The organism is Streptomyces sp. NPDC038213 (genome assembly GCF_055600495.1).
The window spans coordinates 60872-72014 of sequence record NZ_JBVJYM010000037.1; the positions used below are offsets into that span (position 1 = coordinate 60872).

Annotated in this window: 12 protein-coding genes; 7 read left to right on the plus strand and 5 right to left on the minus strand. The window is 75.1% G+C overall.

Translation table 11 applies throughout. From position 1 onward, the window contains the following. Positions 1–254: 254 nt before the first annotated feature. Complete coding sequence (locus ACZ7JZ_RS32310) at positions 255–1595, plus strand: transcriptional regulator (protein ID WP_470945722.1); 1341 nt, start codon at positions 255–257, stop codon at positions 1593–1595. A 58-nt stretch (positions 1596–1653) separates the two neighbouring features. Here the strand turns inward: ACZ7JZ_RS32310 and ACZ7JZ_RS32315 are convergent, their stop codons facing one another. After that, the gene (locus ACZ7JZ_RS32315; RefSeq protein ID WP_470945724.1) at positions 1654–2526 is read right to left on the minus strand and encodes a 3-hydroxybutyryl-CoA dehydrogenase; all 873 of its coding nucleotides are present in this window, start codon (positions 2524–2526) and stop codon (positions 1654–1656) included. Positions 2527–2703: 177 nt separating this feature from the next. Between ACZ7JZ_RS32315 and ACZ7JZ_RS32320 the strand changes: the two genes are divergently transcribed. Next, positions 2704–4020, plus strand: coding sequence for a glycoside hydrolase family 10-like protein (locus tag ACZ7JZ_RS32320; RefSeq protein WP_470945727.1), 1317 nt, complete (start codon positions 2704–2706; stop codon positions 4018–4020). On the opposite strand, the gene ACZ7JZ_RS32325 is transcribed toward ACZ7JZ_RS32320, so the two are convergent. Further along, the gene (locus tag ACZ7JZ_RS32325; protein WP_470945730.1) at positions 4021–4218 is read right to left on the minus strand and encodes a DUF1918 domain-containing protein; all 198 of its coding nucleotides are present in this window, start codon (positions 4216–4218) and stop codon (positions 4021–4023) included. A gap of 89 nt (positions 4219–4307) precedes the next feature. Then, positions 4308–5261 (minus strand): DMT family transporter, encoded by a 954-nt coding sequence (locus tag ACZ7JZ_RS32330; protein WP_470945731.1) that lies wholly within the window; start codon positions 5259–5261, stop codon positions 4308–4310. Between ACZ7JZ_RS32330 and ACZ7JZ_RS32335 the strand changes: the two genes are divergently transcribed. The 3 genes from ACZ7JZ_RS32335 (at position 5260) to ACZ7JZ_RS32345 (ending at position 8210) form a co-directional block, all read left to right on the plus strand. Further along, complete coding sequence (locus ACZ7JZ_RS32335) at positions 5260–6723, plus strand: aminotransferase-like domain-containing protein (protein ID WP_470945733.1); 1464 nt, start codon at positions 5260–5262, stop codon at positions 6721–6723. The genes ACZ7JZ_RS32330 and ACZ7JZ_RS32335 overlap by 2 nt on opposite strands. Positions 6724–6813: 90 nt before the next feature. After that, positions 6814–7389 (plus strand): histidine phosphatase family protein, encoded by a 576-nt coding sequence (locus ACZ7JZ_RS32340; protein WP_470945734.1) that lies wholly within the window; start codon positions 6814–6816, stop codon positions 7387–7389. Between the two features lie 65 nt (positions 7390–7454). Continuing rightward, complete coding sequence (locus ACZ7JZ_RS32345) at positions 7455–8210, plus strand: N-acetyltransferase (RefSeq protein ID WP_470945737.1); 756 nt, start codon at positions 7455–7457, stop codon at positions 8208–8210. A gap of 85 nt (positions 8211–8295) precedes the next feature. Here the strand turns inward: ACZ7JZ_RS32345 and ACZ7JZ_RS32350 are convergent, their stop codons facing one another. Next, positions 8296–8856 (minus strand): dihydrofolate reductase family protein, encoded by a 561-nt coding sequence (locus tag ACZ7JZ_RS32350; RefSeq protein WP_470945738.1) that lies wholly within the window; start codon positions 8854–8856, stop codon positions 8296–8298. 51 nt (positions 8857–8907) lie between these two features. Next, the gene (locus tag ACZ7JZ_RS32355; protein WP_470945741.1) at positions 8908–9528 is read right to left on the minus strand and encodes a TetR/AcrR family transcriptional regulator; all 621 of its coding nucleotides are present in this window, start codon (positions 9526–9528) and stop codon (positions 8908–8910) included. Between the two features lie 144 nt (positions 9529–9672). Between ACZ7JZ_RS32355 and argC the strand changes: the two genes are divergently transcribed. Both argC and ACZ7JZ_RS32365 read left to right on the plus strand, forming a co-directional pair. After that, positions 9673–10701 (plus strand): N-acetyl-gamma-glutamyl-phosphate reductase, encoded by a 1029-nt coding sequence (argC, locus tag ACZ7JZ_RS32360; RefSeq protein ID WP_470945743.1) that lies wholly within the window; start codon positions 9673–9675, stop codon positions 10699–10701. Then, positions 10698–11143 (plus strand): bifunctional ornithine acetyltransferase/N-acetylglutamate synthase (locus tag ACZ7JZ_RS32365; protein WP_470945746.1); only part of this gene is annotated, 446 nt, incomplete at its 3' end. The genes argC and ACZ7JZ_RS32365, both read left to right, overlap by 4 nt.

An 11143-nucleotide genomic window follows, 5' to 3' on the forward strand; every position in this document is an offset into this window, starting at 1 on the left:
GTGGTCGGGGATGCGCCACCCGCCCCGCCATGGAGTGTCGGGCAGACAGCGGGGCAGGTGGCGCGGGGCGGGCCGTCGCACTGTACGAGGGGGGAGCCGACGGCCCGGGCTGCCTCTTGGAGAGGCGCTTCAGTCAAGCGCTCCGGACCGCCCCCGCGGCAGCGTGCGAAACGCATTTATGCGCGCACTCGGTTCACACCCCGTGTGAACGGCCCGCGGACTACGCTGAGTCCGACGAGCCCCTGGAGCGGCCCATGCAGCCCAACACCCTGCTCGACGCACTCCTCGCCGAGGCGGGGATCTCCCACGCCGGACTGGCGGCGCACGTGAACCAGGCCGGCCGGGCCAGGGGACTGGCCCTGCGGTACGAACACACCGCGGTGGCCCGGTGGTTGAAGGGGCAGCGGCCCCGCGGCCAGGTGCCCGACCTGATCTGCGAGGTACTGGCCCGGCGGCTGGGGCGCACCCTGGGGCTCGACGACATCGGGCTCGGGATGCCGGGAGCCCCCGCCGACCCCCGGGGCACCCCGCTCAGCGCCTTCGTGGACCGCACGACCGCCCTGTGGCGGGCCGGCGAGGACGGCCGCCACCCGCCGCTGTCCGCCCCGGCCCTCACCGGCACCCCCGCCGTGATCCCCGTCTGGGAGTGGGAGAACCCGCCCGAGGACGCCGACGTCTCCCGCTCCGGCCCGGCCCGGGTGGGTCCCGAGCACCTCGAGATCCTGCGCGCCGCCCGCTCCCACTACGAGCTCATGTACCGGCGCACCGGCGGTATGGCCACCCGGCCCCGGATCGCCCGCTTCCTCGGCAGCCAGGCCGCCCCGCTGCTGCGCGGCGGGTACGGGGACGCCCTCGGCCGCGGGCTGCACCGGGCGGCGGGCTCGCTGGTGGCGGTCGCGGGCATCTGCGCGTACGACTCGGATGCGCACGGGGCCGCGCAGCGCTCCTTCCACCAGGCGCTGCGGCTGGCCAAGTCGGGCGGGGACCGCGGGCTGGGCGCGTACGTGGTCGCGCTGATCGTCAACCAGTCCCTGCACCTGCGGGAGTTCCGGCAGGCGGTGGCCTTCGCGGAGGCGGCGCTGCGGGCCGCCGGCCGGGACACCACCCCGGCGCTGGCCGCCGACCTGTACGCGATGCAGGCGAAGGCGTACGCGCGGCTCGGGGACGGGGCCGCGGCCCGCTCCTGCATCCGGCGGGCCGAGGCGGCCGCCGAGCGGATCCGGCCGGGCGGCGAGCCCGCGGAGACCGGCTACGTACAGCCGGGGCTGGTCAACGTGCAGGTGGCGCAGGCCCTGTTGAGCCTGGGGGACCTGGCGGGGGCGGACGAGCAGGCGGTGGCCGCGGTCGCCACTCCGGCCCACGACCGGGGGCGGGTGCACCGGCTGGCGGTGCTGTGCGAGGTCAGGCTGCGGCAGGGGGAGGCGGACTGCGCGGCCTCCGCCGCGGCCGAAATGGCCGAGCTGGCCCGGGGGATGGAGTCGCACCGGCTGCGCGAGCGGCTCCTCGCGGTCCGGGAACAGCTGCTGGCCAGCGGCTGCCCGGGGGCCCGGGAGACGGCCGGGCTGATCGGCGGGGCGCTGCTCGTCCCGCTGTGACCCCCTCCGCCCTGCCCCCGCCCGGCGCGGGGCGGGGGAGTCACGGGCGTGCGGCGGATCAGGCGTACGGGTAGAAGCCCGAGCCCGTCTTGCGGCCCAGGCGGCCCGCGTCGACCATCCGCTGGAGCAGCGGGGGAGCGGCGTACAGCGGCTCCTTGTACTCGGTGTACATCGAGTCGGCGATCGAGACGATGGTGTCCAGGCCGATCAGGTCGGCGAGCTTCAGCGGGCCCATCGGGTGGGCGCAGCCGAACTCCATGCCGTTGTCGATGTCCTCGCGGCTGGCGATCCCGGACTCGAACATCCGGATCGCGGAGAGGAGGTACGGCACGAGCAGGGCGTTGACCACGAACCCGGAGCGGTCCTGGGCGCGGATCGCGTGCTTGCCCAGCACGTCCCGGACCAGGGCCTCGGCGCGCTTGACGGTCTCCTCGCCGGTGGTGAGGGCGGGGATCAGCTCCACGAGCTTCTGCACCGGCGCCGGGTTGAAGAAGTGGATGCCGATGACCTGGTCGGGGCGCGAGGTGGCCACGGCCAGCTTGACCAGCGGGATGGAGGAGGTGTTGGAGGCGAGGATCGCGTCCGGCCGGGTGATCACCTGGTCGAGGACCTGGAAGATCTCCGTCTTGACCTGCTCGTTCTCCACCACGGCCTCGATGACGAGGTCGCGGTCGGCGAACTCGCCGAGGTCGGTGGTGAAGCTCAGGCGGGCGAGGGTCTCGTCCCGCTCGGTCTCGCTGATCTTGCCGCGTTCGGCGGCCCTCGTCAGCGAGTTGTACAGCCTGGTACGGCCGATCTCCAAGGCCTCGCCGGTGGTCTCGGCGACCTTGACCTCAAGGCCGCTGCGGGCGCACACCTCGGCGATGCCCGCTCCCATCTGGCCACAGCCCACTACGCCGACGCGCGTGATGTCGGTAGGGAGGTCAGTCACTTCGTGCCTTTCCTGGTCGTCCCGGGCGGGTCCCCCGGTTCGGTCAGTGGTAACTGCGGAGGAACCGGCGCCCGCCACGCCCCCCGACGTTACTCCCGGCGGTCCACGGCTCGGGGAGCAGGGCCGGGCATCCTGTGCGTACGGGATCTTCGTCACTCAGCGGAACGGGAGCGTCACATGACAGGGATCGGGCGCAGGGAGCTGCTGGCCGGGGCCGCGGGGGCGCTGGCCGCCGCGGCGGGAGCGGGGGCCGCGGCGGGTCCCGCCGCGGCCGCCGGGGCGCCGCAGGGGGCGCCCTCGGCGCCTTCGGCATCCGCGGCAGCGGGGGCGGAGCCGGCGGAGGCGCCGGGACCGGCGGTGCCCGCCGCCGGCGCCCCCGGGTTCCGCGGGATGTGGGCGGCCACGGTGTTCAACGTGGACTGGCCCTCCCGGCAGGGCCTCAGCGCCCAGCGGCAGCGCGCCGAGCTGACCGCCCTGCTCGACAGCGCGGTGGAGCGGCGGCTGAACGCCGTCATCCTCCAGGTCCGCCCCACGGCCGACGCCCTGTGGCCCTCCCCGTACGAGCCCTGGTCGCAGTGGCTGACCGGGACCCAGGGCAAGGACCCCGGCTGGGACCCGCTGGGCACCGCGGTGGCCGAGGCCCACGCGCGCGGGCTGGAGCTGCACGCCTGGTTCAACCCGTACCGGGTCGCCAACCACACCGACCCCGGCCTGCTGAGCTCCCGCCACCCGGCGCGGCGCAACCCCGGCTGGACGGTCGCGTACGGCGGCAAGCTCTACTACAACCCCGGGCTGCCCGAGGTCCGCGCCTTCGTCCAGGACGCCATGCTCGACGCCGTGGCCCGCTACCCCGTGGACGCCGTCCACTGGGACGACTACTTCTACCCGTACCCGGTCGCCGGCGAGTACTTCGACGACGACGCGGCGTACGGGGAGCACGGCGGCGGCTTCGCCTCCCGGGCCTCCTGGCGCCGGGGCAACGTCAACCTGCTCGTGCGCGAGATGTCGGAGCGGATCGCGCGGCTGCGCCCCGGCACCCGCTTCGGGATCAGCCCCTTCGGGGTGTGGCGCAACCGCTCCAAGGACCCGCTGGGCTCGGCCACGCAGAGCCTGGCCGCGTACGACGACCTGTACGCCGACACCCGCCGCTGGGTGCGGGAGGGCTGGATCGACTACATCGTCCCGCAGGTGTACTGGCACATCGGGAACAAGGCGGCGGACTACGCCGAGCTGGCCCCCTGGTGGGCGGAGGCGGTCCGGGGCACCGGCGTGGACCTGTACATCGGCGAGGCCCTCTACCGCTGCGAGGCGGACAGTCCGACGGCGGCCTGGCGGCGGCCCGGGGAGCTGTCGCAGCACCTCGCGCTGGCCGCCCGCTACCCGGAGATCCGCGGACACGCCTACTTCTCCGCGAAGCAGGTGGCCGCGGATCCCATCGGGGCCATGGCCCGGGTGGTCGCCGACCACTACCCGGCGGCGGTACCGCCGCGCTGATCAGTGCCCGGGCCCGGCGGGATGCCGTACGACGCAGTCGGGCCCGGGGGACATCACTGCCTCGTGGCCGTCCTGGAAGCGGACGCGGTAGGGGGGAGTGCCGTTCTCGCCGAGCACCTGGGTGATCTCGCCCACCTTGTCGTGCTGTCCCACGATTCTGCCGTGCTGCACCAGCTGGTCGCCCTCGGTCGCACGCATGCTGACCTCCTCGGAGGCGGTCGGATCAGGTGACGCCAGTTTACGGTTATTCAGGCCGTTTTGACCCCTCCGGGGCGGGGGGAGCGGGCTCAGGCGCGCTGGGTGACGACGATGCACAGCAGGACCCCCGCGGCCGCCAGCGGCACCGTGGGGGACAGGTGCTCGCCCAGCACGGCCACCGACCACACCAGGGTCAGCAGCGGCTGGGCCAGCTGCAGCTGGCTGGCCCGCGCCGGCCCGATCTCGGCGATCCCCCGGTACCAGACGAACCCGCCGAAGAAGGTCGAGCCCAGGGCCACCCACACCAGCCCGGCCACCCCGTGCCAGCCCAGCCGCACCGGCTCGTGCGCCAGCCCCGCCGCGGCCCCCGCGAGCGCGAACGGCAGGCACAGCACCAGCGCCCAGCCCATCACCTGCCAGCCCGGCATCACCTTCGCCAGCCGGCCGCCCTCGACGTACGCCGCGGCGCAGATCAGCAGGGCGGCGAAGAGGTAGCCGTCGCCCGCGGCCAGGGAGCCCCCGCTCTGGCCGAGCGTGAAGGCGAGCACCACGGCCGCCCCGGCGAGGGCCGCGCCCCAGAAGGTGCGCGAGGGCCGGATCCCGGTGCGCAGGGCCGCGAAGGCGGCGGTGGTCAGCGGCAGCAGCCCGACCACCACCGCCGCGTGGGAGGTGGTGGAGGTGCGCAGCGCCAGTGTGGTCAGCACCGGGAAGCCGGTCACCACCCCGGCCGCCACCACGGCGATCCCGGCCCAGTGGGCGCGGTCGGGCAGCGGCACCCGCAAGGCGAGGAGGAAGGCGCCGGCCACCACGGCGCCCAGGAGGGCGCGCAGGCTGACCAGGGACCAGGGGCCGAAGCTCTCCAGGCCCCAGACCGTGGAGGGGAAGGTCAGCGAGAAGGCGGCCACGCCGAGCGCGGCGTACGCGGTGCCCCGGCGCAGGGTGCTGCGCCCACTGCTGCTGCCGCCGTCGCTGCCGCTGTCCGTACTCGGCAGGCTCTCGACCGCTTTCGTCGCGGAAGGGGTAGCGCTATTCTGTGCTCTCATGAACGAGCGTAGCAGTGTGGGTGAGTTGGCGGAAACCCTGAGAGCGGAGCTCAACCGCTACTCGATCGGTGGAAAGCTGCCGTCGAGCCGGGCCCTGGTACAGCAGTACCGGGTCAGCCCCGTGACCGTCACCCGCGCCCTGGCCCGGCTCGCCGCCGAGGGACTCGTCGAGACCCGGCCCGGCGCCGGCGCCTTCCGCTCCCGCCCCCGCACCCGCGCCGAGGCCCCCGGCGACACCTCCTGGCAGGAGGTCACCCTCAGCGCCGACCCGGCGGGCGAGGCCGTACCGCGCTCCGTCGACGCCTCCGGGGTGCTGGTCTCCCTCGCCGCACCCCCCACCGGGGTCATCGAGCTCAACGGCGGCTACCTGCACGCCTCCCTCCAGCCCGAGCGGGCCCTGGCCGCCGCCCTGGCCCGGGCCGGCCGCCGGCCCGGGGCCTGGGCCCGCCCGCCCATGGAGGGGCTGCCCGAACTGCGCGACTGGTTCGCCCGCGAGATCGGCGGGCAGACCACCGCCGCCGACGTGCTCGTCACCGCCGGCGGCCAGAGCGCCCTGACCACCGCCCTGCGGGCGCTCGCCCCGCCCGGCGCCCCCGTGCTCGTCGAATCGCCCACCTACCCCGGGATGCTCGCCATCGCCCGCGCCTCCGGACTGCGGCCCGTCCCCGTACCCGTCGACCCCGAGGGCGTGCGCACCGAACTCCTCGAAGCCGCCTTCGCCGCCACCGGCGCCCGCGTCTTCGTCTGCCAGCCCCTCTTCCAGAACCCCACCGGGGCCGTGCTCTCCGCGGCCCGCCGCGCCGAGGTCCGCCGCATCGCCCGCGCCGCCGGGGCCTTCGTCGTCGAGGACGACTTCGCCCGCCACCTCGGGCACGCCGAAGGGGCCGCGCTGCCCGCGCCGCTCGCCGCCGAGGACCCCGACGGGGTGGTCGTCCACGTCCGCTCCCTCACCAAGGCCGCCTCGCCCAGCCTGCGCGTGGGCGCGCTCGCCGCCCGCGGGCCGGTGCTCGGCCGGCTGCGCGCCATCCAGGTCGTCGACAGCTTCTTCGTACCGCGGCCCCTCCAGGAGACCGCCCTCGAACTGGTCGGCGCCCCCGCCTGGCCCCGCCACCTGCGCACCGTCGGCGCCGAACTGCGCCACCGGCGCGAGACCGTCGCCGCCGAACTCGCCCGCCGGGCGCCCGCCCTGCGCCTGCCGCACGTCCCCGACGGGGGCTACCAGCTCTGGGCCCGCCTCCCCGACGGCGCCGACGAGGCCGGATTCACCGCCGAGGCCCTGCGCGCCGGGGTCGCCGTCGCCCCCGGCAGCCCCTTCTTCAGCGCCGAGCCGCCCGCCCCCCACATCCGGATCAGCTTCGCCGGGGCCTCCGGCACGGGCGAACTCGCCGAAGCCGTCCGCCGCCTGGCCGCCTGCGCGGAACTCCTGCCCGGAGGCGCCGCGGGCGGACCGCTGCCGTCCTGACCCCCGACCGGTCGCCGCCGTCCTGACGCTCGTCCCATCGCTGCCGTCCTGACGCTTGACCAGTCGCGTGATGCAGCTCACCATCTGCGCATGCATGTTCGGGTCTCGCTCGTCGCCGCAGCCCGCAGTTCCCCGCTGCTCGCCGAGCGCTTCGACGACGACCGGCCGCTGGACCAGACCGGCTGGGCCTCGGTCGAGCACGCCGCCCGCGGGCTCGTCCCCCTCGGCGCCGCCGAGCTGCGCTACTGCTCGCCCACCCCGCGCAGCCGCTCCACCGGCCAGGCCCTCGGCTACGCCCCCCTCGCCCAACCCGCCCTGCGCGAATGCGACATGGGCCGCTGGCGGGGGCTGACCCTCGCCGAGGTCGCGGCCCGGGAACCCGACGCCGTGGACGCCTGGCTCGCCGACCCGCGCAGCGCCCCGCACGGCGGCGAGTCCCTGTTCGCCTTCATCTGCCGCATCGGCGGCTGGCTCGACACCCGGCCCGCCGACGACGGCGGCGCGATCGTCGCGGTCGCCGAGCCCTCCGTGGTCCGCGCGGCCCTCGTCTACGCCCTGGGGGTGCCCCCGCAGACGTACTGGAGCGTGGATGTGCGCCCGCTGGCCGCCGTGACCCTGCTGGGCCGGGCCGGCCGCTGGCACCTCTCCCTCCAGGCCCCCGCCTGATCCGCAGGGCCCCTGGCCTGCATAAATGACTTGAGGGGCAGTGTGCGCCCGCTTAGCCTGCGGCCATGGACACGACCCGACCGCTGCACATCACCACCCTCGCCCAGCGCCCCGAACTGGCCGGCCGCCTCTGGAGCATGAAGGACAGCTGGCCGCAGTTCGTCCAGCACGACCCGGTGGGCTGGCTGCTGTACGGCCGGATCGTCACGGAGCTGCCCGAGTACGTCCTCGTCGCCACCGAGGGGGACGAGGTCGTGGCCCGCGGCTTCAGCCTGCCCTTCGCCCTGCACCGGGAGGGCCGCGGCGAGCTGCCCGACCGCGGCTGGGACCAGATCTTCCTGTGGGCCTTCTCCGACCTGCGTCACGGGGTCGAACCCGACACGGTCAGCGCGATCGAGATCACCGTGGCCGCCGACCGGCAGGGCTCCGGCCTGTCCGGCGAGATGCTCAAGGCGATGCGGGCCAACGCCCGCGTCCGGGGCTTCGCCGAGCTCGTCGCCCCGGTCCGGCCCAACCTCAAGCACGCCGAACCGGACGCGCAGATCGGCGAGTACGCCTTCCGCACCCGGGAGGACGGCCTCCCGTACGACGCCTGGCTGCGGGTGCACGTCCGCGCGGGCGGCGTGATCGAGAAGGTCGCCCCCGCCTCCATGACCGTCTCGGCGGGACTGGCCGACTGGCGCGAGTGGACCGGGCTGCCCTTCGACACCGCCGGGCCGGTGGTCGTGCCCGGAGCCCTGGTGCCGGTGCACTGCGAGCCCGCCGCGGGGTACGCCGTGTACGTCGAGCCCAACGTCTGGGTCCGCCACCGCACCGGCTGACCGCGCAGCGGTACGGGGTCCCGGCAGGCCGGGGCCTCACCGGGCCGCGCCTTACCCTGCCGCGCCCCACCGGGCCGCGTCCCGCTCAGCCGCGGGGCGCGGCCTTCACCCCGTACACGGTCTGGACGAGGCCCCCGCCCGGGGTCCGCGTGCTGCGGTGGGTCAGCGCCACGTCGTGCTCCAGCTGCCCGAACAGCGGGACGCCGCTGCCGATCAGCACGGGGAGGGTGGTGACGGTCAGCTCGTCCAGCAGCCCCTCCCGCAGGAAGGTCTGGAGCAGCCGGCCGCCGTCCACGTACACGTTCCGCGCCCCGGAGGCCTCCAGGTGCGCGATCAGCGCACCGAGGTCCGGGAGGAAGGTCACCCGGGGGTCCGCGGCGGCGGTGCGGCCGGTCAGGACGAGCACCCGCAGGTCCTCGTACGGCCAGAAGCCGAAGGTCAGCACCTTGTCGTAGGTGTTGCGGCCGAGGACCAGGGTGTCGATGCCGGCGACGAAGGCCTCGTAGCCGGTGTCCCCGGCGCCCTCGCCGTACTCCTCCAGCCAGGCCAGGTCGCCGTCCGCGCGGGCGATGAACCCGTCGAGGCTGGCGCCCATGAACCCGTGGGTGCGGAAGCTGCGGCCGCGGCGGGGGGCGGGTGCGGTCATGGCGTGGCTCCGTTTCCGGCGTGTGCTGCGTGGAGTGCGTCTGGGCGTGTCCTAGGCGCCTGCGGTGTCGGCGGGTGCGGGGTGCCCGCTGCGCCAGGGCGCGAGGACGGCCGCGAGGGCGGCGGACTGCCGCCGGGCGAGGGTGTCCTCCCGGTCCACGGCCCACAGCAGGGCCGCGCCCGTGACCGCGGCGTGCACGGTCGCGGCGAGGGCGTCGGCCGGGGTGTCCGGCCGCAGTTCGCCCGCGCGCAGGGCCTGCCCGAGGAGCTCCCCGACCAGGGCGCCGTGGCTGCGCTGGGCGGCGAGGGCGATCTCCCGGAACTCCGGGTCGCCGAGGTCCGCGCACAGGAAGGCCAGGTGGTGGGCGAAGGACTCCGGGGTGTCCAGCGGGCCGGAGAGCCCGGCGAACAGGGCGTCGAGGGCGGCCAGCGGCGAGCCGTGCTCCGCGCGCACCCGCGCGTACAGCTCCGCGGTGTCCCGGCTGCTGTGCCCGGCGAGTGCGAGCAGCAGCCCCCGCTTGGAGCCGAACCGCTGCACGAGCGTGGCCGGGACCAGTCCGACCTCCCGCGCGACCAGGGCGAGGGTGAGTTTCGCCGGTCCGGTGCGGCCCATGACCGCCACGGCGGCGCGCAGGATCGCGGAGTCGTCCACTGCGCGGGGGCGCCCGGCCATCCCCGCCTCCTCCCGGCTGCCCTGCGGCCGCCTCTCGGCTGATTAATAAATGCTCGTTCATTTATGACACTGCCGGGGACCCGGAGCGGCGTTGCATAAACGTGCATCGAAACGTATAGTCATGCCATCAAGGAGGAGGGTCCGATGGTGGTACGAGTTGCGGTGGCCGGAGCGAGCGGATACGCGGGCGGTGAACTGCTGCGCCTGCTGCTCGCGCACCCCGGAGTCGAGATCGGCGCCCTCACCGGAGCCTCCAACGCCGGACAGCGCCTCGGCGCCCTCCAGCCCCATCTGCTCCCGCTCGCGGACCGGATCCTGGAGCCCACCACGGCCGAGGTGCTGAGCGGCCACGACGTGGTCTTCCTCGCGCTGCCGCACGGCCAGTCCGCCGCAGTCGCCGAACAGCTCGGCGAAGGCGTCCTGATCGTGGACATGGGCGCGGACTTCCGGCTCCGCGACGCCCGCGACTGGGAGGCCTTCTACGGCTCCCCGCACGCCGGCACCTGGCCCTACGGCCTCCCCGAACTCCCGGGCGCCCGCACCGCGCTGGAGGGGTCCACGCGCGTCGCGGTGCCCGGCTGCTTCCCCACCGCGGTCACCCTGGCCCTGTTCCCGGCGTACGCGCAGGGGCTCGCCGAGCCCGAGGCCGTGGTCACCGCCGCCACCGGCACCTCCGGCGCGGGCAAGGCGCTCAAGCCGCACCTGCTCGGCTCCGAGGTCATGGGCTCCGTCACCCCCTACGGGGTCGGCGGCGGGCACCGGCACACCCCCGAGATGGTCCAGAACCTCACCCCGCTGGCGGGCGAGCGGGTCTCGGTGTCCTTCACCCCGGTCCTCGTGCCGATGCCCCGTGGCATCCTGGCCACCTGCTCGGCGAAGGCCCGGCCCGGCACCACCGCCGAAGCGCTGCGCGCCGCGTACGAGAAGGCGTACGCCGACGAGCCGTTCGTGCACCTGCTGCCCGAGGGCCGCTGGCCGTCCACCGCGTCCGTCGTGGGTTCCAACGCCGTTCAGGTCCAGGTCGCCCACGACGCGGCGGCGCAGCGGATCATCGTCGTCAGCGCCATCGACAATCTGACCAAGGGCACCGCCGGCGGCGCGGTGCAGAGCATGAACATCGCCCTCGGCCTGCCCGAGAGCACCGGACTTTCCACGATCGGAGTCGCCCCGTGAGCGTGACGGCAGCGCAGGGATTCACCGCGGCGGGCATCGCCGCCGGCATCAAGGAGAACGGCAACCCGGACCTGGCCCTCGTGGTCAACCACGGCCCCCGGCTGGCCGCGGCGGGGGTCTTCACCTCGAACCGCGTCAAGGCCGCACCCGTGCACTGGTCCCAGCAGGTGCTGCGCGGCGGCGCCGTCTCCGCGGTGGTCCTCAACTCCGGCGGCGCCAACGCCTGTACGGGCCCCAAGGGCTTCCAGGACACCCACGCCACCGCCGAGGAGGCGGCCGCCGTCCTGAACGCCAAGGGCATCGGCGGCGAGCACAACGCGGGCGAAATCGCCGTGGCCTCCACGGGGCTGATCGGCGTACTGCTGCCGATGGACAGGCTGCTGCCGGGGATCGGTGCGGCCGTGGCGGCGCTGTCGGAGGACGGCGGTGAGGCGGCGGCGGT